15 protein-coding genes are annotated in these 23,823 nt (G+C 73.5%); 7 read left to right on the top strand and 8 right to left on the bottom strand.

Translation table 11 applies throughout. The features are described 5' to 3' along the window. Window positions 1–205: carboxyl transferase domain-containing protein (locus tag ACZ7LK_RS32290; protein WP_392277786.1), on the bottom strand; the 205-nt coding region annotated here is incomplete at its 3' end. Between the two features lie 333 nt (window positions 206–538). Between ACZ7LK_RS32290 and ACZ7LK_RS32285 the strand changes: the two genes are divergently transcribed. The 4 genes from ACZ7LK_RS32285 to ACZ7LK_RS32270 all read left to right on the top strand — a co-directional run bounded on the left by ACZ7LK_RS32285 (window position 539) and on the right by ACZ7LK_RS32270 (window position 7,326). Beyond that, window positions 539–3,847, top strand: coding sequence for a helix-turn-helix transcriptional regulator (locus ACZ7LK_RS32285; protein ID WP_471144644.1), 3,309 nt, complete (start codon window positions 539–541; stop codon window positions 3,845–3,847). Next, window positions 3,828–4,748 carry a metallophosphoesterase family protein gene (locus ACZ7LK_RS32280; protein ID WP_392277784.1) on the top strand — a complete coding sequence of 307 codons (921 nt, stop codon included), beginning with the start codon at window positions 3,828–3,830 and terminating at the stop codon, window positions 4,746–4,748. The genes ACZ7LK_RS32285 and ACZ7LK_RS32280 overlap by 20 nt, the downstream gene beginning before the upstream one ends. An 11-nt stretch (window positions 4,749–4,759) precedes the next feature. After that, complete coding sequence (locus tag ACZ7LK_RS32275; protein WP_392277783.1) at window positions 4,760–5,488, top strand: 4'-phosphopantetheinyl transferase family protein; 729 nt, start codon at window positions 4,760–4,762, stop codon at window positions 5,486–5,488. 173 nt (window positions 5,489–5,661) lie between these two features. Continuing rightward, window positions 5,662–7,326, top strand: a complete 1,665-nt coding sequence (locus tag ACZ7LK_RS32270; RefSeq protein WP_471144643.1) for a flavin monoamine oxidase family protein — start codon at window positions 5,662–5,664, stop codon at window positions 7,324–7,326. 85 nt (window positions 7,327–7,411) lie between these two features. Here the strand turns inward: ACZ7LK_RS32270 and ACZ7LK_RS32265 are convergent, their stop codons facing one another. The 6 genes from ACZ7LK_RS32265 to rfbD form a co-directional block, all read right to left on the bottom strand. Beyond that, window positions 7,412–8,815: a class I adenylate-forming enzyme family protein gene (locus ACZ7LK_RS32265; RefSeq protein ID WP_392277781.1), complete on the bottom strand. Its 1,404-nt coding sequence runs from the start codon at window positions 8,813–8,815 to the stop codon at window positions 7,412–7,414. A gap of 264 nt (window positions 8,816–9,079) precedes the next feature. Beyond that, window positions 9,080–9,724 (bottom strand): thioesterase II family protein, encoded by a 645-nt coding sequence (locus ACZ7LK_RS32260; protein ID WP_471144642.1) that lies wholly within the window; start codon window positions 9,722–9,724, stop codon window positions 9,080–9,082. Next, window positions 9,721–10,707 carry a dTDP-glucose 4,6-dehydratase gene (gene rfbB, locus ACZ7LK_RS32255; protein ID WP_471144641.1) on the bottom strand — a complete coding sequence of 329 codons (987 nt, stop codon included), beginning with the start codon at window positions 10,705–10,707 and terminating at the stop codon, window positions 9,721–9,723. Before rfbB ends, ACZ7LK_RS32260 begins: the two co-directional genes overlap by 4 nt. After that, window positions 10,704–11,771: a glucose-1-phosphate thymidylyltransferase gene (locus tag ACZ7LK_RS32250; protein ID WP_392277778.1), complete on the bottom strand. Its 1,068-nt coding sequence runs from the start codon at window positions 11,769–11,771 to the stop codon at window positions 10,704–10,706. The genes rfbB and ACZ7LK_RS32250 overlap by 4 nt, the downstream gene beginning before the upstream one ends. Continuing rightward, on the bottom strand, window positions 11,768–12,382 hold the full coding sequence (locus ACZ7LK_RS32245) for a dTDP-4-dehydrorhamnose 3,5-epimerase family protein (RefSeq protein ID WP_469465258.1): 615 nt from the start codon (window positions 12,380–12,382) through the stop codon (window positions 11,768–11,770). The genes ACZ7LK_RS32250 and ACZ7LK_RS32245 overlap by 4 nt, the downstream gene beginning before the upstream one ends. Then, complete coding sequence (gene rfbD, locus ACZ7LK_RS32240; RefSeq protein WP_392277787.1) at window positions 12,379–13,326, bottom strand: dTDP-4-dehydrorhamnose reductase; 948 nt, start codon at window positions 13,324–13,326, stop codon at window positions 12,379–12,381. Before rfbD ends, ACZ7LK_RS32245 begins: the two co-directional genes overlap by 4 nt. Window positions 13,327–13,738: 412 nt before the next feature. Between rfbD and ACZ7LK_RS32235 the strand changes: the two genes are divergently transcribed. The 3 genes from ACZ7LK_RS32235 to ACZ7LK_RS32225 all read left to right on the top strand — a co-directional run bounded on the left by ACZ7LK_RS32235 (window position 13,739) and on the right by ACZ7LK_RS32225 (window position 16,766). Further along, window positions 13,739–14,773, top strand: a complete 1,035-nt coding sequence (locus ACZ7LK_RS32235; protein ID WP_392277776.1) for an ABC transporter ATP-binding protein — start codon at window positions 13,739–13,741, stop codon at window positions 14,771–14,773. After that, window positions 14,770–15,621, top strand: coding sequence for an ABC transporter permease (locus ACZ7LK_RS32230; protein WP_392277775.1), 852 nt, complete (start codon window positions 14,770–14,772; stop codon window positions 15,619–15,621). Before ACZ7LK_RS32235 ends, ACZ7LK_RS32230 begins: the two co-directional genes overlap by 4 nt. Before the next feature lie 155 nt (window positions 15,622–15,776). Next, the gene (locus tag ACZ7LK_RS32225; RefSeq protein WP_471144640.1) at window positions 15,777–16,766 is read left to right on the top strand and encodes an ACP S-malonyltransferase; all 990 of its coding nucleotides are present in this window, start codon (window positions 15,777–15,779) and stop codon (window positions 16,764–16,766) included. Between the two features lie 148 nt (window positions 16,767–16,914). Here ACZ7LK_RS32225 and ACZ7LK_RS32220 read toward each other — a convergent pair. Continuing rightward, window positions 16,915–23,823: SDR family NAD(P)-dependent oxidoreductase (locus ACZ7LK_RS32220; RefSeq protein ID WP_471144639.1), on the bottom strand; the 6,909-nt coding region annotated here is incomplete at its 5' end.

The raw sequence follows: 23,823 nt of genomic DNA, 5'->3' as shown, positions 1-23,823 counted from the left end.
GCTCGACCTCCTGGAACGAGCCCGCGTCCAGCAACAGCTCGATCCGCTCACGAGCGGTCAGCTTGCCCTTGGCGTGCTGCGCCTCCGTCGCCCGGGCTCCCGGGCCGCTCACCGCCTGCGCGCGAACAGCGTGCAGTTCGGCCACTTTCCCGATGACGGTCGTCGTGCCCCCGTACGCGGGAGCAGTCTCCTGGGTCGTCGTCATGCGCCATCTCCACCCCGGCCCGGCGATGCGGGCGGCTCTGCGGTCCCATGGGCCCCGAAGGCTCACATCGGGCCATTCAAACCGGCGACACAATGGGTTCTCCACCATCAGCCACCCCTAATCTCCGTGCGGCCACCCCTAGAGCGAGTAAGGCCGGAATAAGGACGTCCTGTGTCCGCCGTGCTCGCGCGGCCGGTTTCTTTGAGGTTTCTCTGAGGTTTCACCTTCTTTCCCGGTGACGGAGGGCACCTGACCGGCCGGGCCCGATACCACAGGGCAACCCCTTGTTCATCCGCCGGAGTTACCCGCGCAACAGGTCGACATGAGGCTGCAATGGCACGCACAATCGACGGCGCGGGACGTTGGTACAGTTCGAACGGACCCGCCGAACGGGGCAGACCTGGGGTCGTCCGACCTGGAGTGGGCGCGGGAATTCCCTTGCGCCGCACGGGCGTTGACGGCACTCCTGTGCGTGCGGGTACGCGGAGAGTGGCCATGGCGCGGAATGCGCCGGACGTGCGCCATTTCACATCGCAACCGGGGGAGGCTTTTACAGCTGTGTTGGTGGAGCGGGATGAACAGATCGGAAGACTGACCTACTTCATATCCGGTGTCGCTTCCGGCGCAGCGCCCGGAAACGCCCACGGAACCGGCCGGATCGCCGTCATCAGCGGCCCCGTCGCATCGGGGAAGACGGCGCTCCTCCATCGCGCACTGGAACTGACGGGGGAAGACGGCCCGCGGGTCCTCACCGCCGTCACCTCACCCGCGGAACAAGGAATTCCGTTCGGTGTGGTGGAGCAGTTGCTGCGGGACGGCCAGACCACCGCCGACCGGCTGCCGCCGGCGCTCGGCACGGGGTCGGTCCTCGGCACGGGGTCGGTCCTCGGCACGGAACCCGCGGCGCCGGACACGGTGCCCGCCGAGGTGCTCGTGGCCTTCCGGGCCCAGCTCGCGGACATCCGCGCCCGGGGCCCCGTCCTGATCGTCGTCGACGACGTGCAGTACGCCGACCCCCAGTCGCTGCACTGCCTCGCCCACGCGCTGCTCCGGGCGCCGTCCTCGGGCGCGGGAATGTCCCTGCTGGTGACCCGCGGCCCCGACGCGGGGGGCTCCGCGCCGCGGGTCCTGGAGGAGCTGCTGTACCAGTTGCGCGGTCTGCACGTCCGGCTGGCGCCGCTCAGCGTCGACGGGGTCGGCCGGCTGGTCGCGGCCCGCGCCCCGGAGGCCGGGTCCGACGGCGGTACGGGGCGGCCGGGGGCCGATGCCGCGCTGGCCGCCTCCCTCCACGCGGCGACCGGCGGCAATCCCCTCCTCGTGCACGGGCTCATCGACGACCGGCTCGGCCGCCGGCGCGCTCCGGCGGACGACCCGGCGGGGGCCCCGGCGGCACCGGCCGGGGACACCGTCCGGGACGCGGTCACGGATCCGGACGGAGGCGCCGGCGAGGACCGCGCCGACGGGCCGGCGCACGCCGGTGAGCGGTTCCTGGAGAACGCGCTGATCTGCGTGCACCGCACCGGAGCCGACGGAATGCGGGTCGCCCAGGGCATCGCCCTGCTGGGCGGCACCGGGCCGATGCCCCTGCTGGCCCGGCTGGTCGAGGTGGACGAACCGGTGGTCGCCCGGGTGGTGGCCGCCCTCGGGGAGGCGGGGGTGCTGGACCCGGCCGGGTTCCGGCACGGTGGCGTGCGGGCCGCCGTGGTGGAGAGCCTCGCCGATGACGCGGCGGCGCGGTTGCGCCGGCGGGCGGCCCGGCTGCTGTACGAGGACGGGGCGGCGCCGCTGCTGGTGGCGACCCAGCTCCTGGGTCAGGAGACGCACCTCTGCGACGAGGAGTGGGTGCCCCGGGTGCTGAGCGAGGCCGCCCGGGCGGCGCTGGCCGTGCAGCGGGTGGGGTTCGCGGTCCGCTGCCTGCGCATGGCGGAGAGCTGCTGCCGGGACGAGACGGAGCGGACCCTGCTGCGGGCGACCCTGGCCAAGTACGTGTGGCGGGTGCAACCCTCGGCGCTGCCGCGGCAGTTGCGGTCGCTGGTCGGTGCGGTGCGCAAGGGGCTGCTGCCGCCGGTGGACACCCTGCGGCTGGTCTGCGACCTGCTGTGGAACGGCTGGATGGACGACGCGACCACCGCGATCCGCCAGGTCGTCGGCGTCCTGCCGCCCTCCCCCGACTCCCCCGTCGTCACCGAACTACGGGAGCTGCGGCTGGTGCTGGCCAGCACGTACCCGACGGTGCTCGAACACCTCGGGGAGGAGCCCGCCCAGGGTCCGGCGTCCGGTGCCGGCGGCCGGCCGGCCGCGCCGGAGGAGGGCGGCCCGAGCGCGGCCAGGGCGCTGTACGGCGTGCTGAGCAGCGGCGGGGGTGAGCCGGGCGCGGCCCCGGAGGACTTCGCGGACCTCGCCGAGCACCTGCTGACCAGTACGCGGCTGACGGAGGAGACGCACCTCAAGATGCGCGCCTGTCTGCTGACGCTGCTCTACGCCGACCGGCTGGGCACGGCGACGGTGTGGGCCGACCGGCTGCTGGTCGAGGCGGCGGACCGCGGGGCTCCGGGCTGGACGGCGGTGCTGCGGGGGATCCGGGCGCACGTGTCCTTGCGCCGGGGGCATCTGGAGGAGGCCCGGCGGCTGGCGGAGCAGGCCCTCGAACAACTTCCGGCGCACGGCTGGGGCGTGGGCATCGGGATGCCGCTGTCGGCCCTGATCGAGGCGCGGACGGCGATGGGCGACCACGAGGCGGCGGCCGAGCTGGTGGACCGGCCGGTGCCCGACGAGATGCTGCTGACCCGCTACGGGCTGCACTACCTGTACGCGCGCGGCCGGCACCAGCTCGCCACCGGGCGCCATCACGCGGCGCTGACCGACTTCGCCGCCTGCGGTGAGCTGATGCGCCGCTGGAACATGGACCGGTCGGTGCTGGCGCCCTGGCGGGTCGGGGTCGCCGAGGCGTGGCTGGCGCTCGGCAGCCGGGAACAGGCGGAACGGTTCGCCCGGGAGCAGCTCGCCGGGGACGCCGGGCGCCGCGTGCGGGGCCTCGCCCTGCGGGTGCTGGCGGCGGCCCGCCCGCTCCGGGAGCGTCCCGCGCTGCTCGGCGAGGCCGTCGCACTGCTCCAGGAGGACGGCGACTGGTACGAGCTGGCGCGTGCCCTGACCGACCTCGGGGCGGCGCACAAGCAACTCGGCGACCCCGCCCAGGGCAAGCCGCACACCCGGAGGGCGTGGCGGATCGCCGAGGGCTGCGGCGCCCGGGAGCTGCACCGCTCGCTCCACCCGGGCCAGGCCGGACCGTCCCCGCAGTCGCCCCGGACCACACCGGGCCCGTCCCCCCGGTCCGCCTGTCCCCCGCCGTCCGCACCGTCCGCACCGTCCCCGCAGGCCGTGCCGCCGCCCTCCGTCGCTCCGGCGGGCTCCGTGCGGCCGGGCGGGCCACGGTCCACGGCGGTGTCCTCGCTGACGGACGCCGAGCGCCGGGTGGCGGCGCTGGCCGCGCACGGTTACACCAACCGGGAGATCGGCGCCAAGCTCTTCATCACCGTCAGCACCGTGGAACAGCATCTGACCCGGGTCTACCGGAAAATCAACATCACGCACCGTCAGGACCTGCCGGTCGGTTTGGACATCGATGTCGCACGTACCGCCTGAACCCGCCACCCCGGCCGCCGACGCACCGCCCCCCGGGGCCGGCCCGCGGCTGCTCGCGGTGAGCGACCTGCACATCGGGATGGCCGACAACCGGCCCATCACCGAGTCGTTGCGCCCCTCCCACCCGGACGACTGGCTGATCGTGGCCGGGGACGTCGGAGAACTGACCGAGGACATCGAGTGGGCGCTGCGCCTGCTGGCCGGGCGGTTCGCCAAGGTCGTGTGGGCGCCGGGCAACCACGAGCTGTGGACGCCGCGCGAGGACCCGGTGCAGGCGCGCGGGGAGGCGCGCTACCGGTACCTGGTGGAGATGTGCCGGGGCCTGGGGGTCGTCACGCCCGAGGACCCGTGGCCGCTGTGGCGGGGCCCCGGCGGTCCGGTCGCGGTCGCTCCGCTGTTCCTGCTGTACGACTACACGTTCCGGGTCGCGGGCACCTCGACCAAGGAGGAGTCGCTGGCCCGGGCGCACGACGCGGGCGTGGTGTGCACGGACGAGTACCTGCTCCACCCCGACCCGTACCGCAGCCGTGACGACTGGTGCCGGGCCCGGGTGGCGGCCACCAGGCGGCGCCTCGTGGCGCACGATCCGTCGGTGCCGCTGGTGCTGGTCAACCACTTCCCGCTGGTGCGCGAGCCCACGGACGTGCTGTGGCACCCGGAGTTCGCCCAGTGGTGCGGGACGGTGCTGACGGCCGACTGGCACCGCAGGTTCACCACCGCCGCCGTCGTCTACGGGCACCTGCACATCCCCCGGACCACCTGGTACGACGGGGTGCGGTTCGAGGAGGTGTCGATCGGCTATCCGCGCGAGTGGCGCCGGCGCGGTCACCCCAGGGGTCTGCTGCGGCAGATCCTGCCGTACGCCCCGGAGCCGGGGTCCGGCGCCGGGACCGAATCGTGAGAGGCACGAGCATGATCGAATCACTGCTGCCCGGAGGAGCGGCCGCCGGCGAGGTCTTCGGGCCGGACGGAACGGCGACGCTGTACCCCGAGGAGGCGGCGCTGGTCGAGCGGACGACGGACCTCCGCCGTGAGGAGTTCACCACCGTACGGGCCTGCGCGCGGCGCGCCCTCGCCGCGCTGGGGCTCCCGCCGGCGCCGATCCTGCCCGGGACGCGCAACGTGCCGCGGTGGCCCGAGGGGGTCGTGGGGAGCATGACGCACTGCGCCGGCTACCGGGCCGCGGTGGTGGCCCGGGACACGGACCTCGCGATGGTCGGGATAGACGCCGAACCCGATCTGCCGCTGCCTGAAGGTGTGTTGGAGTCGATAGCGCTGCCCCGCGAACGGGCGTGGGTGCGGGCGGGCGCGGGGGGCCGGCTGTGCCGGGACCGGTTGCTGTTCAGCGCCAAGGAGGCGGTCTACAAGACCTGGTACCCGCTGCTGGGCACTGAGCTGGACTTCGACGACGCCGACATCACCTTCCGGCACGGGACGGGCCCGTCGGGCGGGGAGCGGGGCACGTTCACCGCGCGGATCCTCCGTCCGCGGACCGGCCCGGACGGGCGTGTGATGGCGGAGTTCGACGGCCGGTGGCTCGCCGAGCGCGGCCTCGTCGTGACCGCCATCACCGTGCCCGCGCTCCGGCCGGTGGCAGCGCCGCCCGGCCGCCCGAGCACGGTCGGCTATCAGGGTGGATAGGGGTTGTCGCCCCCAGGGCCGGTGAATAGCGTGGCCTCACCGGCACGACCGCGCACGGCCGCTTCGACGCTCCCCTCGGGAGCCCCGGCCCGGCGCCGCGGGTTCCGGCTCGGCCCGGAAGGTCTCCGGTTCCCCCTGGAAGCGATGCCGCACCGGCCCGAGAGGTATTCCAGATGACGTCAGTCAGCCCGGCTCCCACGACCATGCTCGTGCCGGACTTCCCGTTCTCCTACGACGGCTGGCTGCGCCATCCGGCCGGCCTGGGCGTCCTGCCGCCCGGGCGCGCGGGGACACCGGTGGCGGTGGTCGGCGGCGGGATGGCGGGGCTGACCGCGGCGTACGAGCTGATGCGGCTGGGCCTGCGCCCCGTCCTGTACGAGGCGGAGGAACTGGGCGGCCGGATGCGGTCGGTGCCCTTCCCCGGGGCGCCCGGGTGCGTGGCGGAGATGGGGGCGATGCGCTTCCCGCTCTCCGCGCGGTCGCTGTTCCACTACGTCGACCTGCTGGGGCTGCGCATCAGCCCCTTCCCCAACCCGCTCGCGCCCAGCACCCCGAGCACGCTGATCGACCTGGGCGGCGAGCGCCACACGGCCCGTACGGTGGAGGAACTGCCGGAGGTCTACCAGGAGGTGGCCGCGGCCTGGGAGAAGGCGCTCCAGGAGCGGGCCGAGCTGGCGACCATGCGGGACGCGGTCCGGCGGCGGGACGTCGAGACGCTGAAGCAGATATGGAACCGGCTGGTCAGGGAGTTCGACGACCAGTCGTTCTACGGTTTCCTGGCCACCAGCTCGGCCTTCCAGTCGTTCCGGCACCGCGAGGTCTTCGGGCAGGTGGGTTTCGGCACCGGTGGCTGGGACACCGACTTCCCCAACTCGTTCCTGGAGATCCTCCGGGTGGTCTACACGGAGGCGGACGACAACCAGGTCGCCATCGTCGGCGGGTCGCAGCAGGTGCCGCGCGGGTTGTGGGAGCACCCGGCGGAGGGGTGCGCGCACTGGCCGGCCGGTACCTCGCTGGCCTCGCTGCACCACGACGGGCGGCCCCGGCCCTCGGTGCGTGCGGTCGCGCGCGACGGTGACGGCTTCCTCGTCACCGACGGGGACGGGCGGCGGGACCGGTTCGCCGCGGTGGTGTACACGCCGCACGTGTGGACGCTGCTGAACCGCGTGGCCTGCGACCCGGCGCTGCTGTCCGCGCCGCTGTGGACCGCCGTGGAGCGGACCCACTACATGGGGGCGTCCAAGCTGTTCGTCCTGACGGACCGGCCGTTCTGGCGGGACACGGACCCGCGCACCGGCCGTCCGGTGATGAGCATGACCCTGACCGACCGGATGCCGCGCGGTGTGTACCTCTTCGACGACGGCCCGGACAAACCGGGTGTGATGTGCCTGTCGTACACCTGGAACGACGACTCGCTGAAGATGGCGACGCTGAGCCCGGCCGAGCGGCTGGACGTGCTGCTGGACAGGGTCGGGGCGATCCACCCGGGTGTCGACATCCGTTCCCACGTCGTCGGTGACCCGGTCACCATCACGTGGGAGAGCGAGCCGCACTTCATGGGCGCGTTCAAGTCCAACCTGCCGGGCCAGTACCGGTACCAGCGGCGGCTGTTCACGCAGTTCATGCAGCGGGGGCTGCCGGACGCCGAGCGCGGGTTCTTCCTGTGCGGCGACGACGTGTCCTGGACTGCGGGGTTCGCGGAGGGCGCGGTCACCACGGCGCTGAACGCGGTGTGGGGCGTGCTGGACCACCTGGGCGGGGCCACGCACCCGGACAACCCGGGCCCCGGTGACCTCTTCGACGCCCTGGCGCCCGTGGAGCTGCCCTACGACGGCTGAGCACCCGGGCACGTACGCCGATGGCGCCCCCAACCGCTGGGTGGGGGCGCCATCGGCGTCGCTGCGGACAGACCGCGGACACGACCTAGGCGGTGGCCATCCGGGTCAGCTCCTTCTTGTCCGGCTTGCCGTTGCGGTTGAGCGGGAACTGCTCCAGCACGACGACCCGGTTGGGCTGCTCGAAGGCGGGCAGCAGCGCGCACAGCCGCTCCCGCCAGTAGGCGGCGTCCCGCTGCTGGTCGTCCTCGACGAAGAAGACGAGCTGGGAGCCGCGGAGCGTGTCGGGCACGGGCACGATCCGGGTGGGACAGCCCTCGGCGGCCACCTTCCGCTCGATGAGCTCCGGGTAGAGCGTGTAGCCCATGCGGTGGACGGCGAACTTGCGTCCCAGGACGAAGAGGTTGCCGTCGGCGTCGAGGTGGCCGAGGTCGCCGGTGGCGTACCAGCCCTTGGGGGCGGGCACGACGGAGCCGTCGTCGGCGATCTGCCCTTCGAGGGCGTCGGGGGTGTCGACCTGGATCTCGCCCGGCTGCCCGGCGGGCAGTTCCCGGCCGTCCTCGTCGACGATCCGCAGCCGGATGCCGTCCATGGCCCGGCCGCAGGAGACCGGGTTGTCGAGGGTGGCGAAGGAGATGTTGTTCAGTTCGGTGGAGCCGTAGCTGTCCAGCAGCGGCAGGCCGAACTCCTGGACGTAGCTCTCGACCAGCGGCGCGTCGAGCGGGGCCGCGCCGACGCAGAACATCCGGGTGGTGGCCAGGTGGTCGCGCAGCGAGGGTCTGCGGGAGACCAGGCCGAGGATGCTGCGGTAGCTGGAGGGCGTGGCGTCGATGACGGTGGTGCCGGAGTCGCCGGCCATGCGCAGTGCGCGGTCCAGCCGGCGGTAGGGGGCGATCACCAGGGAGCAGCGGGTCAGCCAGGCGATGAGCACCATGGACAGGCCGTACTGGTGGGCGAACGGCAGCAGCGGCATCAGGACGTCGTCGGGCCGGTGGCCGACCTGCCGGGCGTTGCGCCGCAGGTTGGTGAGGAACTTGCCGCCGGACTTCACCACGCCCTTCGGGGAGCCGGTGGAGCCGGAGGTCCACATGATGAGGCCGTCGGGCAGCTCGCCCCAGGCGTCGAACGACAGGGTGCCGTCGACCGGCCCGCGGCCGGCGGTGGCGACCATGAGCTCGTAGAGGTGGATGGGGTCGGCGTCCTGGTCGATGGGGGTCTCGTCGTCGACGAAGGTGACCTTGACGCCGGTGCGCAGGGCGATGCGGCGGGTCTCCTCGATGTGTTCCTGCTGGTCGACGAGGACGATCGAGGCGCCGACGTGCATCAGCGCGTAGAGCACGCAGACGTAGCCGGCCGAGTTGCCGGCCTTCAGCATCACCCGGTCGCCGAGGCCGACCCCGCGTTCGCGGATCACTTCGGCGATGCGGAGGGCGTCCTGCTCGAACTCCTCGACGGGCCGTACCGAGTCGGCTGCGAAGATTTTCGCGGTCATCGGTCGCACACTGTCCTTCCTCTGGGCCGAACGTGACCGGAGCCGGCCGTGCGGTGCGCCGTGCCGAGGCGTGTCCGGGCCCGTTCAGGGGGGTGGATCGCGGGATTCGCGAGCTGCACAAGAGATGGGGAGATTCGTTCGGTCCCGCCCCGTGGACGCGGTTCTCCATACGGCACGCTAGGCAGCGGGAGGGGGCGCGGGTACCCCTGTCCCGCCCCCTGCACCCCCCTGCCGGGGTGCGGTGCGGGCGGGGGCCGGGGGTGGTCAGTCGGGTTCCGGTCCGTGGAGCGAGATCAGTTGGTCGTGCACGAGGTTGACGACCTCGCGGCGGTGCGAGTCGAGGTACCCGCGGGTGCCGGGGAAGACCTCCAGGTCGAACCGGCCCGAGGTGCAGCGGCGCCACGCCTTCATCCCCGTCAGCGGGGCGCGCGGGTCGCGGTGCCCCGCCAGGGCGACGACACGGCAGCCGACGGCGGGCGGCCCGATGCTGCCGCGGTGCGCCGGCCCCGTACGTCCCGAGACGAACAGCGTGAGGGGTGCCGCGTCGGTCTCCCGCTCCAGCCGCTGGGCGACCGCGTAGGCGAGCTGGGCGCCGAGGCGGTGGCCGAAGAGTGCCAGCGGGCGGTCGGCCCAGCCGCGGACGGCCTCGAAGATCTTGTCGGCCAGCTCCGCGTCCTCCTCGGCCGGGTGCTCCTCGACGGAGGTGTGGGCCGGGTACTGGACGATGAGCAGCTCCACGGTGGGCAGCAGCAGCTCCGACATCGCGAGGTAGCACGCCGAGGAGTTCCGCGAGCTGGGGAAGCAGATCATGCGGTAGCTGCTCGGGACAGCCGGCTGCCGGATCTGGATCAGGCTGACGTCGTCGGGGGTGGTCTCCCTGGTGGAGTGCTGGGTGCACTCACATGTCATGCGCCCTGGAGCTCCGCCTCGGGCGCTGCCCAGAACGAGCGGTGGGTTCTGTACCAGGCGACGGTCTCGGCCAGGCCCTCGGTGAAGTCGTGCACGGGGGTGTAGCCCAGCTCGGTGCGGATCTTCGTCCAGTCGACGCTGTAGCGGCGGTCGTGGCCCTTGCGGTCGGTGACGTGCTCGACCCGGTCCCAGCCGGCGTCGCAGGCGTCCAGGAGCAGGCCGGTGAGCTCCTTGTTGGTCAGTTCGGTGCCGCCGCCGATGTTGTACGTCTCCCCCGCGCGGCCGCCGGTCAGGACGGCCAGCAGCCCGCGGCAGTGGTCGTCGACGTGCAGCCAGTCGCGGACGTTGCCGCCGTCCCCGTAGAGGGGCACGGTGCCGCCGGTGAGGAGCCGGGTGACGAAGAGCGGGATCACCTTCTCCGGGTACTGGTAGGGGCCGTAGTTGTTGGAGCAGCGGGTCACCCGGACGTCGAGGCCGTGCGTGCGGTGGTACGACAGGGCCAGCAGGTCGCTGGACGCCTTGGAGGCGGAGTAGGGCGAGTTGGGGGCGAGCGGGTCGGTCTCGACCGAGGAGCCGACCGGGACCGACCCGTACACCTCGTCGGTCGACACGTGCAGGAACGGCCCGGTGCCGTGCCGCAGCGCGGCCTCCAGGAGGGTGTGGGTGCCGAGGACGTTGGTGCGTACGAAGGCGTCGGCGCGTTCGATGGAGCGGTCGACGTGCGACTCGGCCGCCAGGTGCACCACGGCGTCGTGGTCCGCCACCAGCCGGTCCACCAGCGGCGCGTCGGTGATGTCGCCGTGCACGAAGCCGAAGCCCGGCTCGTCCTCGACGGGGGCGAGCGCGGCACGGTTGCCCGCGTAGGTGAGCGCGTCCAGGACGGTGACGCGGACGTCGTCGCCCAGCGGCTTCTCCGGGCCGAGGACCTTGCGTACGAGGTGGGAGCCGATGAAGCCGGCCGCTCCCGTGATCAGGAGTTTCATGAACGGATCTGCACCTTGCTGTGGTCGCCGAGGATGAGGCGGTGGGCCTGGGGTGTGCGGGGCGCGGGGGTGACCCGGGCCTGCCGGCCGATCATGGACGCCTCGATGCGGCGGACGCCGTCGATGGCCGCGCCGGCCAGGATGATGGAGTACTCGATCTCGCTGTCGATGACCGCGCAGTCGTCGGCGACGGACGTGAACGGGCCGATGTAGGAGCCCTCGACGCGGGTGCCGCGGCCGATGACGGCGGGGCCCACGATCCGGGAGCGGACGACGACCGCGCCCTCCTCGATGACGACCCGGCCGACCAGTTCGCTCTCCTCGTCGACGGAGCCGGCGCAGTAGGGGGTCAGCCCGTCGAGCACCGAGCGGTTGACCTCCAGCATGTCGGTGGCGTTCCCGGTGTCCTTCCAGTAGCCGTCGACGGTGGAGGAGGCGATGTCGAGGCCCTGGTCGAGCAGCCACTGGAGGGCGTCGGTGATCTCCAGCTCGCCGCGGGCCGAGGGCCGGATGGCGGCCACGGCGTCGTGCACGGCGGCGGTGAAGAAGTACACGCCGACCAGCGCCAGGTCGCTCTTGGGGAACTTCGGCTTCTCCTCCAGGCCGGTGACCCGGCCCGCCTCGTCCAGGGTGACGACGCCGAAGGCGGACGGGTCGGGGACCCGCGTCAGCATGATCTGGGCGGCCGGTCTGCGGGTGCGGAAGTCCTCCAGTTGCCGGCCGATCCCGCCGAGCAGGAAGTTGTCGCCCAGGTACATGACGAAGTCGTCGTCGGCCAGCCAGTCCCGGGCGATGCGCACGGCGTGGGCCAGACCCAGCGGCTGGTGCTGCGGGATGTAGGTGACGCTGATGCCGAACCGGGAGCCGTCGCCGACGGCGGCCCGGATCTCGTCGGCCGTGTCGCCGACGATGATGCCGACGTCGGTGACGCCGGCCTCGGCTATCCCCTCGAGGACGTAGAACAGGATGGGCTTGTTGGCCACCGGGACGAGTTGCTTCGCCGAGGTGTGGGTCAGGGGGCGCAGGCGGGTGCCGGACCCTCCCGACAGGACGAGCGCCTTCACGGGGTCTCCTCGCTGAGTGGTGGGGCGAGCGAGGACACGTAGCGCACGCAGTCCTCGTACGCGGGCAGCAACCCCTGGGCCTCGGCCGCCGCGATGGTGGGTGCCGCGGCGTCCTTGGGGGACAGCAGCGGTTCGGTGTCCGGGAGCCAGGTGATGCCCAGCTCCGGGTCGAGCGGGTGGACGCCGTGCTCACGGCCCGGGCTGTAGCCGGAGGTGGTGAGGTAGACGACGGTGGCGTCGTCGGTGACGGCCTGGAAGGCGTGGCCGAGGCCTTCGGAGAGGAAGACGGCCCGGCGGTCCCGGTCGTCCAGGTCGACGGCCTCCCAGCGCCGGTAGGTGGGGGACCCCCGGCGCAGGTCGACGATCACATCGCGCACGGCGCCGCGCACGCAGGTGACGTACTTGGCCTGGCCGGGCGGCAGGTCGGCGAAGTGGACGCCGCGGACCACGCCGCGGCGGGACACCGAGCAGTTGACCTGGGCCAGTTCGAGGCGTCGCCCGGTGGCGAGCCGGAACGCCTCGCCCTGGAACGCCTCCAGGAAGACACCGCGCTCGTCACCGTGCAGCCGCGGCTCGTACAGCCACGCTCCCTCGATGGACAGGGGTTTCACCCTTCGACCGCCTTTCGCCGTCCGCCGTCCGCGTCCGCGTCGGTGTCCTTGTCGCTGTCCGTGTCCGTCCCCACGGGGTGGGGGGTGCCCGCGAGGGCCTCGGTGAGGGCCTCGCGCCAGTGGCGCATCGGGCCCAGGCCCGTGCCGGCCCACCGATCGTGGCCCAGGACGCTCCACGCCGGGCGTACCGCCGCCCGGTCCAGCCGCGAGCTGTCCGTGGCCCGCACCCGGCCGGGGTCGTGGCCGGTCAGCCGGAACACCTCCCGGGCCAGGTGGTACCAGGTGGTGCGGCCCGCCCCGGTGGCGTGGAAGACGCCCCGGGCCCGGTCGGCGGGCAGGGTGCCGAGCGCCACGAGCCGGGCGGCGACGTCCGGCGCCCAACTCGGCTGCCCGTGCTGGTCGTCGACCACGTCCACGGTCCGCCCCGGCTCCCGGGCGATCCGGGCCATGGTGTGCACGAAGCCGCCGGCGGACCGCCCGTACAACCAGGAGGTGCGCACCACGGCGGCGTCCGGGAGCGTGGCCAGGACGGCGCGCTCGCCGGCGAGCTTGGTGCGCCCGTACGCGGTGCGCGGGTCGGGTGCGGCGTCCTCGGCGTAGGGCCGGCCGGTGTCGGCCGGCGTACCGCCGAAGACGTAGTCGGTGGAGACGTGGAGCAGTCTGCTGCCGGTCGTGGCGCAGGCGCGGGCGAGGTGTCCCGGTCCGGTGCCGTTGACCTCCAGGGCCGCGGCCTCCTCGGTCTCGGCCAGGTCGACGGCGGTCCAGGCGGCGCAGTTGACGACGACGTCCGGGCCGGTGCCGGCCACCGCGGCGGCGACCGCCGCCGGGTCGGTGAGGTCGAGATCGGCCCTTCCGGTCCGTACGGTGTCGGCGCCGTGGGCGGCGAGCCGGGCGGCCACCTCGGCACCGAGCGTTCCGGTCGCGCCGATCACCATCCACCGCAGCGTTCCGGGATCCACTGCCGGGCCCGCGGACACACGACCCGCCGACGCTTTGTTTTGCACAGAATAATTCGGCGCGATCACGCGTCGATGCTAGGAGGATATTCGAAGGAACCGCAACACTCGCCACCCCCGATCGTTTTGAATAGGGGTGACGCACACCCCGGCCGAACCCGCGCCCGCGCGTGCCGAAAACCCCTACCGCCCCCTAGCTTCGCCGCATCGCCCCTATCATTCCAGGTCAGTTGCCCCGGGACACCAGCGTGCGTGCTAGACAGGGTCCGCACCACTTCTGTGTCCTATTCAATCGGCGCTCCACGCGCGGCCGGTCACGCGACTTTCCTGTGCGAATTTCCCGGACCGCCGTTGTCGCGTCCCGCTTGATTCGCAGGCGTAAATGACTATTGAACCACCCGTGGATTCTGCCGTCGTGGTCGACGGACTGGTCAAGAAGTACCGTGGCCGCGACCGACCGGCGGTGGACGGTTTGAGCTTCTCCGTCCGCCGGGGGGAGGTCTTCGGATTCCTCGGTCCCAACGGAGCGGGCAAGACGACGACCATCGGCATCCTCACCACACGCGTCGCCCCCACCGCGGGGCGCGCCTTCGTCCAGGGCGTCGACGTCGTGGCCAGCCCGGCACAGGCCCGCCGGGCCTTCGCCGTCGTACCGCAGCGCAACAACCTCGACCGCTCCCTCACCCTCCGCCAGAACCTGCTCTTCCACGCCGGCTACCACGGCATGGGCCGGGCCGAGCGGCGGCGTCTCGCCGACGAGTGCCTGGAATGGGTGGGCCTCACCGACCGGGGCAAGGCCCGCGGTGACGAGCTGTCCGGCGGGCAGGCCCAGCGGGTGATGATCGCCCGCGCCCTGATGCACCGCCCTCAGGTGCTCTTCCTCGACGAGCCGGCCACCGGACTCGACCCGCAGGCACGGCGGTTCATCCACGAACGGGTGGCCGAGCTGAGCAAACGCGGCGTGACCACGGTGCTGACCACCCACGACATGGACGAGGCCGCCAAGCTGTGCGACCGCGTCGGCATCGTCGACCACGGCCGCCTGCTCGCCCTCGACACCCCGCAGGCCCTGATGAAGAGCCTGAGCAGCACCGCCCTCACCCTCACCGTGCAGCCGGCACCCCCGGCGGTCCCGGCGCGCCCCACCGGCGCGGGCGAAGGACCCGGGAGCGTATCCGGTGGCCTCGTCCGGGTGCTGGAGAAGATCGAGGCGGTGGAGCGCGTCGAGACGGTGCGCCAGGAGGACACCGAGGAAGGGGACGGCGCCCCCGCGCCCGTACGGCTGCGCCTCTACAGCGACGCGCCGTCCGGCTCGGTGCTGCCGGCCGTCATCACGGCCCTGACGGAAGCGAGTTGTGACATCAAGGACATGAGCGTCGGCACCGCCAGCCTGGAGGACGTCTTCATCGAGCTCACCGGCCGGGAGCTGCGATGACGGCCACCACCACCGCACCCGACCCCGTCGCCGGCTTCCCCGCCGAGCTGAAGCCGGCGCGCACCGACGTGCGCACGGCGACCCGCACGTTCTTCTTCATCCTGTGGCGGGACATCTTCGTCACCGGCCGCGAGCTGGGCCCGTTCCTGGCCCAGGTGCTCGTCGAGCCGTTCTTCATCCTGTTCGTCTTCGGCAAGGTCCTCGGCGAACTCGGCTACACCAGCGGAGGGTTCCAGGAGGTCCTGCTGCCCGGCGTGGTGGCCCTCAACAGCTTCCTGGTCAGCCTCCAGAACACGGCGCTGCCGCTGGTCATCGACTTCTCCTGGACCAAGGAGATCGAGGACCGGCTCCTCGCGCCGATCCCGACCAGCCTGGTCGCCGTCGAGAAGCTGGTCTTCGGCATGCTGCGCGGCATCATCGCCTCGCTGGTGATGATCCCGGTCGGCTTCCTGCTCCTGGACGACGTGTCCTGGCCGATGGACAGCTTCCCGGCCACGCTGGGCGTGCTGCTGATGGGCGCGCTGGCGGGCAGCACGGTGGGCCTGACCATCGGCACCCTGGCCCCGCCGCGGCACATCAGCGTCATCTTCGCCGTGACGCTGACCCCGCTGATGTTCACCGGCTGCACCCAGTTCCCCTGGCACGGGCTGGCGGACATCCGCTGGTTCCAGGTGCTGTGCGCCATGAACCCGCTGACCTACGTCAGCGAGGGCATCCGCGCCCTGCTGCTGCCGCCCGGCGGCCCCGGCTCGATCCCGCTGTGGCTCGACCTGCTGGCCCTGAGCGGGGCGATCCTGCTCTTCGGGCTGATCGGCATCCGGGGCTTCCACCGCAGGGCGCAGGACTGACCCCCGGCCCTCCCCCCGTCCCTTGGACGTCGTTCTCCCCGGCCCCGCACCCGGCCCGGCGCCCCGCGCCCGGCCGGGTGCGGGGCCCTTTCCCGTCGATGAGGCCGGCAGACGACTGCCGGTGCGATAACCGGAAGCAAAGGCACACACGGACCATGACACTTTCCGAGCGGATCCCCCCGACCCCCGCCCCGGGCGGGACCACAACCGGCGGCCGGGACGCGACCGCGATCGTCTTCCCGGGCATGGGGCCCTCGTCGTTCGCCGAGGTCGGCAAGTTCCTGCTGCTCGACCCGTACGCGCGCAAGCGCCTCGCCGAGGCCGACGAGGCCCTCGGTTACTCGGTGTTCGACCGGTTCCGGACCTCCGAGGAGGACTACTCCGTCCATTCGCAGATCGCCTTCCTGGTGAACTCGATGGCCATGGCGGACCGGGCGGTGGACACCCTGGGCCTGTCCCCCACCGTCTGCACCGGCCCGAGCTTCGGCCAGAAGGCCGCCGCCGCCTTCGTCGGCTCCCTGCCCTTCGCGGACGTCGTCCGCCTCACCGCGGACCTGGCCCGCTGCGAGGAGGAGTACTTCTCCGGCGCGTACGAGGACGTCGTCACCCACTCCTTCGTCCGCACCCCGCAGGAGCGCCTGGACGAGATCCTCGCCGGCTTCGACGACCGCGGCGCCTGGTACGACGTCTCCGGACGGCTCGACGCGGGCTTCCACATGCTGTCCGTGCGCGAGAAGGAACTCGACGGGCTGAAGGCCGCCATCAGCGCCGCGGGCGGCTACTCCATGTACTCGATGCGCCCGCCCGTGCACGCGGCCGCCTTCAAGGAACTGCGGCACAAGGCCGAGGAAGAGGTGTTCGGCGCGTACGAGCTGGCCGATCCGGGCATGCCGGTGGTCGCCGACCAGGACGGCACGGTCGTCCGGGACGCCGCCGGGATGCGCACCATGATGCTGGACACCTTCGACCGGCCGATCCACTGGCCGAGCGTGGTGGAGAGCCTCAAGGGGCTCGGGGTCGGCACGGTGTGCGTGACCGGGCCGGACAACCTCTTCCACCGCCTGGACCTGACCAAGGACTCCTTCGAGGTCCACACCGTGGGCCTGCCCAAGAAGCGCTCCCGGGAACGGGAGCGGCGCGCCTGACCGCCGCGCGGCGCGGGCGGCGGACCGCCCGCGCCCGTCCGGCGCTACGACACGAGGCCGGGCCCCACCCTTCCGGTGGGGCCCGGCCTCTCGTCGTGTGTCCGCCGCCCGCGGGGGGCGGGTGTCCGCCATCCGCGGGCGGCGCGGCTCAGGACGTGGCGTCCAGCCACTCCTCCACGGCCCTGGCGGTCGTCGCCGCGTGCTCCTCCATCATGGTGAAGTGGTTGCCCGGGACGTCGACGGCCGTGTGCTCCAGGTCCCAGTACGAACGCCAGTCGCCGTCCGCCGGCCTGGACCAGTCGAAGAACCGCTCCCCGGCCCGCACGAGCAGGGTCGGGGTCTTCACGGCCGTCGGCTTCCACCCGCCGAAGAGCCGGAAGTACGCGCCCATCGCCAGCAGCCGGCTGTCGTCGACCGGCACGTACGTGTCCTGCCGCTCGTCCATGCCCTCGGAGAGCCCCGGCTGGATGCCGATGATCGCGTCGTCGTCGTGCGAGTAGATGTCCAGCATCACCACCGCCCGGGGGAAGACCCCCACGCTCTCCAAGGCGCCCGCCACCGCGTGGGCGAGCATGCCGCCCGAGGAGTGACCGAGCAGGACGAACGGCGCGCCGTCGGCGTGCCGCAGCACGGCCTCCGCCTGGGCCTCGATCACCGCGTCGGTGGTCGAGGGCAGTTGCTCGCCCTGGAGGAACCCGGGCGCGCCCAGCGCGTGGACGTCCCGGCGGCCCCGGAACCCGGAGGCGAAGCGCGCGTACTGGTGCGGGCCCGAGATCGACAGGATCGAGGAGAAGCAGACCAGTCCGGGCCGGGTGTCGCCGCGGGAGAGGCGCACCAGGCTCGGGGGCTTGCGCAGTTCGGCCGGTGAGGCGAACGACGGCCGGAACCGGGACGCCTGCATCAGCAGCTCCATGAACTGCCCGGACGCTCCCTGGGCCCCGGCTTCGCGGAGCATCGGACCGAAGACCCCGTCGGAGCCCTCCGCGCCCGCGTCCGCCGTGCCACCGAGTTCCGCCGCGTCCGGGGCCCCGGCCAGTTCGGCACGCAGCCGGGCGGCCACCAGGGCGGGGCTCGGGTGGTCGAACAGCAGGGTGGCGGGCAGCCGCAGTCCGGTCGCCGCGTTGAGCCGGTTGCGCAGCTCCACGGCGGTCAGCGAGTCCAGGCCCAGTTCCAGGAACTCCTGGGTCTCCCCCACCGCGTCCGGCGACGGGTAGGCGAGGACGGCGGCGACCTGGGCCCGTACGACGTCGAGCAGCATGCGCTCCTGCTCGGCCTCGGGCAGGGCGGACAGGCCGGCGAGCCGCCGCGCCGCCTCGGACGCCACCGGGTCCGCCGCCTGCTGGGCGGCCGCCCGGCGCGGGACACCGCGCACCAGGCCCCGGAAGACCGCCGGAAGGGCTCCGGCGTCCGCCTGCGCCCGGAGGGGACCGGTGTCCAGCCGCATCGCGACGAGGGCCCCGGCGCCGGAGGCGTCGGCCGTGGCCGGGCCGGAGGCGTCGGGTCCGGTCCGGGCGGTGGGGGCGGCCGCCGCGAGGGCGCACGCCGTGTCGAAGAGCGCCAGGCCCTCGTCGGAGGAGAGCGGGGCGAGCCCGGCGCGCGCCATCCGCTGCACATCGGCGTCGGTGAGCTCGCCGGTCATCGCACTGCGCTGCTCCCACAGCCCCCACGCCAGCGACACCGCGGGCAGGCCCGCCGCGCGCCGGTGCTGCGCCAGGGCGTCCAGGAAGGCGTTGGCCGCGGCGTAGTTGGCCTGCCCCGGGTTGCCGAGCGTGCCGGCCGCCGAGGAGAACAGGACGAAGGCGGCGAGGTCCGCCCCGCGCGTCAGCTCGTGCAGATGCAGGGCGGCGTCGGCCTTGGGGCGCAGCACCGTGTCCAGCCGCTCCGGTGTCAGCGACGGTACGAGTCCGTCGTCGACGCGGCCCGCGGTGTGGACGACGGCCGTGAGCGGGTGCGCGGCCGGAACGTCCGCCAGCAGCGCGGCGAGCGCCTCGCGGTCGGCCGCGTCGCACGCGGTGACCGTCGCCTCGGCGCCCAGTTCGGCCAGTTCGGCGACCAGTTCCGCGGCCCCCTCGGCGGCGGGCCCGCGCCGGCTGGTCAGCAGCAGGTGCCGTACCCCGTGGCGGACCACCAGGTGCCGGGCGAGCAGGCTGCCGAGCGCTCCGGTGCCGCCGGTGATGAGGACGGTTCCGTCCGGGTCCAGGGCGGGCGTGCGGGCCGTCCCGCTGTCCGGACCGGCGGCCTCCGCCTCCTCCGGCAGGGCGCCGGCCGTCTCCTGGACCGGCGCGGCGGGCACGCGGGCCAGCCGGGCGGCGTGCAGGGCGCCGTTACGGACGGCGAGTTGCGGCTCCCCGCTCGCCATGGCGGCGATCAGCAGGGGCGCGAGGGCCGACGGGCGGGCGGAGCCGGTACCGGTGCCGGAGCCGGGGACGGAGCCGGCGTCGTCGCCGTCCGTACCGTCCTCGCCGGGGCCGGACGCGAGGTGGCCGTCGAGGTCGACGAGCACGAACCGGCCGGGGTTCTCCGACTGCGCGGACCGCAGCAGGCCCCACAGCGGGGCGTGCGTCAGGTCGGTCACGCCCTCGCCGGGCCGGGCCTCGACCGCGCCACGGGTGACCACGGCCAGCCGGGCACCGGCCAGGGACTCCTCGGCCAGCCAGTCCTGGACGAGGCGCAGCGCGTCGCCGGTCGCCCGCCGGGCGGCGTCGGCGGTCGTCTCCGTTCCGGCGGTCTCCGCGCCGGACGCGGCGTACGCGACCAGCACCGTCTCCGGCAGCGGCTTGCCCGAGGCCACCACACCGCCGAGCGCGGACAGGTCCGCGTATCCGTCGACGGGGATGCCCGCGTCCCGCAGCGCGGCCTCCAGGCCGAGCGTGTCCGCGCCCACGACGGCCCACCGTCCCGGCCGGGCGGGCGGGGTCACGGGCAGGGCGGGCAGAGCGGGCCATTCGAGCCGGAACAGCGACTCGTGGAACACCGGCTGTGCCGCCGACCGCAGCCGCGCCGGGTCGAGCTCCCGCAGCAGCAGCGACTCCACCGACACCACCGGGGCGCCCTGCTCGTCGTAGGCCGCCAGGGACACGGAGCCGGGCCCCGCCGGGGCGAGCCGGACCCGCAGGGAGCCCGCGCCGACCGAGTGCAGGGTGACGCCGCTGAACGAGAACGGGAGCCGGATGCGGGTCCCGTCGGTCCGGGTGCCGTCGGTCCCGCCGCCGCCGGCACGGCCGGCCTCGGCGTCGTCCGTGGACGTCGCCATGAGGAAGGGGGCGAGCGCGATGCCGTGGAGGCCCGCGTCCAGCAGCGCCGGGTGCACACCGAAGTCGCCGGCCCGCTCACGCGGCCCGTCGGGCAGCACCAGTTCGGCGAACAGTTCGTCCCCGAGCCGCCAGGCCGCCCGCAGGTTGCGGAACGCCGGGCCGTACGCGAACCCGCCGGCCGCGAACCGGTCGTACAGGTCCTCCGCACCGAGCGGTTCGGCACCCGCCGGGGGCCAGACGTCCGGCCCGGGGGCGTCCGCCCCGGCCGGCGCCGTCGGCGCGGCGAGCACACCGCCCGCGTGCCGCGTCCACGGTACGTCCGCCCCGTGGCCGTCCTCGCCGCCGCCCAGGTCCTCGGGGCGCGAGTGCACGTGCAGCGCGCGCCGCCCGGTGTCGTCCGGCGCGGCCACGGACAGCCGAAGTTGGAGCGCGCCGCGCTCCGGCAGCACCAGCGGCGCCTCCAGCGTCAGTTCCTCAAGGGCGCCGCCGCCCACCCGGTGCCCGGCGTGCAGCGCCAGCTCCACGAAGGCGGTACCGGGCAGGAGTACGGTGCCCGCCACCGCGTGGTCGGCCAGCCAGGGGTGCGACTGGAGCGACAGCCGTCCGGTGAACAGCATCCCCTCGGAGTCGGGCAGTTCGACCGCGGCGCCCAGCAGCGGGTGCTCGGCCGCGCCGAGCCCGGCGGAGGCCACGTCGCCGACGGGGGCGGTGGGCACGTCGATCCAGTACCGCTCGTGCTGGAAGGCGTACGTGGGCAGGTCGACCGGTCGCGCCCCGGTGCCCGCGAAGTACGTCTCCCAGTCGACGGGCGTGCCGTGGGCGTGCGCCTGGGCGAGGGCGGTGGTGACGGTCTCGGCCTCGGGGCGGCCCTTGCGGAGGGCGGGCGCGAAGACGGCCGCGTCCGCCTCGCCGGCCAGGCAGTCCTGCGCCATGGCGGAGAGGACCCCGTCGGGGCCGAGTTCCAGGTACGTGGTGACCCCGGCGGCCTCCAGAGCGCGTACGCCGTCCAGGAACCGTACGGCCTCGCGGACGTGCCGTACCCAGAAGTCCGCCGACCCCATCTCGTCGGTGACCGGCGCACCGGTCAGGTTCGAGACAACCGGAATGCGCGGGGTCTCGTACGCGAGCGTCTCCGCGACCTTGCGGAAGTCGGCGAGCATGCCGTCCATGTGCGGCGAGTGGAACGCATGGCTCACCACGAGCTGCTTCGTCTTGCGGCCCTGTACCGCGAACCCGGCCGCGATCTCCATCACGGCGTGCACATCACCGGCGACCACGACCGACCGCGGCCCGTTGATCGCCGCGATGCTCACCCGGTCGCTGAGCAGCGGCAGGACCTCGTCCTCGGAGGCCTGGACGGCGACCATCGCGCCACCGCCGGGCAGCGCCTGCATCAGACGGCCGCGCGCGGCGACCAGCGTGCAGGCGTCGTCCAGGGACAGCACCCCGGCGACGTGGGCGGCGGCGATCTCGCCGATCGAGTGCCCGGACAGGTAGTCGGGCTTCACGCCCCAGGATTCCAGCAGCCGGAACAGCGCCACCTCGACCGCGAACAGCGCGGGCTGGGTGTAGGCGGTGTGGTGCAGCAGATCGTCGTCCGCCGCGAACAGGACGTCCTTCAGCGGTACGTCGAGGTGGAGCCGGTCGCCGATCGCGTCCAGCGCGTCGGCGAACGCCGGGTACGCCTCGTACAGCTCCCGGCCCATGCCGGGACGCTGGCTGCCCTGGCCGGTGAACAGGAACGCCAGCTTGCCGGCGCCGCTCGCCGTCCCACGCACCAGACCGGAGGCCGTACCGCCCTCCGACTCCAGCGCGCCCAGACCCCGCAGCAGCTCCTCACCCTCACCCGCCACGACCACCGCACGGTGGTCGAACCCGACCCGCCTGGTCGCCAGCGAGTACGCCACATCGACCGCAGCCGGAACCGTAGCCTCCGAGGCGTCCAGCAGATGCGCCCGCAGCCGCGCGGCCTGACCCCGCAGAGCCTCCGGCGACTTCGCCGACAACACGAACGGCAGCACGGCCGGCGTACCCGCCACCGGCTCGGCCCCCACCGCCACCGGCGGCGCCTCCTCGATGATCGTGTGCGCGTTCGTCCCGCCGATACCGAAGGACGAGACGGCGGCGCGGCGCGGGCGGCCGGTGTCCGGCCACTCCGTCTGCTCGGTCAGCAGGGCGACGTCGCCCGCCGTCCAGTCGACGTGCGGGGTCGGCTCGTCCACGTGCAGCGTCCGGGGCACGACACCGTGGCGCATCGCCTGCACCATCTTGATGATGCCCGCCACACCGGCGGCCGCCTGGGTGTGACCCATGTTCGACTTGATCGAGCCGAGCAGCAGCGGCCGGCCCTCCGGCCGGTCCTGGCCATAGGTGGCCAGCAGCGCCTGCGCCTCGATCGGGTCGCCCAGCGTCGTCCCCGTACCGTGCGCCTCCACGACGTCGACATCGGCGGCCGACAGACCCGCACTGGCGAGGGCCTGGCGGATGACGCGCTGCTGGGACGGACCGTTGGGGGCGGTGAGGCCGTTGCTCGCACCGTCCTGGTTGATCGCCGAGCCGCGCACGACCGCGAGGACCGGGTGGCCCTTGGCGCGGGCGTCCGACAGCCGCTCGACGAGCAGCATGCCGACGCCCTCGCCCCAGGCCGTACCGTCGGCGGCGGCGGCGAACGGCTTGCAGCGGCCGTCGCTCGCGAGCCCGCGCTGGCGGCTGAACGCGACGAACGTTCCCGGCGTGGCCATCACGGTGACGCCGCCGGCCAGGGCGAGGTCGCACTCGCCGTTCCGGAGCGCCTGGACCGCGAGATGCAGGGTGACGAGCGAGGACGAGCAGGCGGTGTCGACGGTGACGGCCGGGCCTTCCAGCCCGAACGTGTACGAGACCCGACCGGAGGCGACGCTGCCCGAGCTCGACGTGCCCATGTAGCCCTCGAGGCCTTCGGGCGCACGGTGCAGCAGCGTGCCGTAGTCGTTGTACATGACGCCCGCGAAGACGCCGGTGCGGCTGCCGCGTACGGTGGCCGGGTCGATGCCCGCCCGCTCGAACGCCTCCCAGGAGGTTTCCAGCAGCAGCCGCTGCTGCGGGTCCGTGGCGAGGGCCTCGCGCGGGGAGATGCCGAAGAACGTCGGGTCGAAGTGGTGGGCGTCGTGCAGGAAGCCGCCCGCGCGGCTGTAGCTGGTACCCGGCCGGTCGGGGTCGGGGTCGAAGAGCCCTTCGACGTCCCAGCCCCGGTCGTCCGGCATGTCCGTGATGGCGTCCCGGCCGTCCAGCACCAGGCCCCACAGGTCCTCCGGCGACCGCACGCCACCGGGGAAGCGGCAGGCCATGGCCACGATGGCGATGGGCTCGTCGTCCCGGACCGCGACGGCGGCGGGCGCGACCACCGCGTCCTGGACGCCGAGCAGTTCGGCGTGCAGGTACTCCGCGAGCGCGTTCGGTGTCGGGTAGTCGAAGACGAGCGTGGCGGGCAGGCGTACGCCGGTGGCCGCGCCGAGCCGGTTGCGCAGCTCGACGGCGGTCAGCGAGTCGAAGCCGACCTCGCTGAACGACCGTGCCGGGTCGACCGCTTCGGGCCCGGCGAACCCGAGCACCCCCGCGACCTGCACACGGACCAGTTCCAGAACGGCAGCCCGCCGCTCCTGCTCCGCCAGCCCGTCGAGCTGCCGGGCGAGTGCGCCACCCGAGGCGGACGCGCCACGAGCGGTACGACGGGTGGGGGTACGGACGAGTCCGCTGAGCAGCGGCGGGAGCATCCCGCCACCGCTCGCCTGCGCCCGCAGGGCGGCCAGGTCCAGCTTGACCGG

The sequence above is a fragment of the Streptomyces sp. NPDC039423 genome (assembly GCF_055598725.1).
This window is presented reverse-complemented; position numbering and strand designations above follow the sequence as displayed.

What these genes read in the sequence shown, in the direction of transcription:
- ACZ7LK_RS32285 (WP_471144644.1), top strand. Translation starts at nt 539, where the DNA reads ATGGCACGCACAATCGACGGCGCGGGACGTTGGTACAGTTCGAACGGA.
- ACZ7LK_RS32280 (WP_392277784.1), top strand. Translation starts at nt 3,828, where the DNA reads ATGTCGCACGTACCGCCTGAACCCGCCACCCCGGCCGCCGACGCACCG.
- ACZ7LK_RS32275 (WP_392277783.1), top strand. Translation starts at nt 4,760, where the DNA reads ATGATCGAATCACTGCTGCCCGGAGGAGCGGCCGCCGGCGAGGTCTTC.
- ACZ7LK_RS32270 (WP_471144643.1), top strand. Translation starts at nt 5,662, where the DNA reads ATGACGTCAGTCAGCCCGGCTCCCACGACCATGCTCGTGCCGGACTTC.
- ACZ7LK_RS32265 (WP_392277781.1), bottom strand. Translation starts at nt 8,815, where the DNA reads ATGACCGCGAAAATCTTCGCAGCCGACTCGGTACGGCCCGTCGAGGAG.
- ACZ7LK_RS32260 (WP_471144642.1), bottom strand. Translation starts at nt 9,724, where the DNA reads ATGACATGTGAGTGCACCCAGCACTCCACCAGGGAGACCACCCCCGAC.
- rfbB (WP_471144641.1), bottom strand. Translation starts at nt 10,707, where the DNA reads ATGAAACTCCTGATCACGGGAGCGGCCGGCTTCATCGGCTCCCACCTC.
- ACZ7LK_RS32230 (WP_392277775.1), top strand. Translation starts at nt 14,770, where the DNA reads ATGACGGCCACCACCACCGCACCCGACCCCGTCGCCGGCTTCCCCGCC.
- ACZ7LK_RS32225 (WP_471144640.1), top strand. Translation starts at nt 15,777, where the DNA reads ATGACACTTTCCGAGCGGATCCCCCCGACCCCCGCCCCGGGCGGGACC.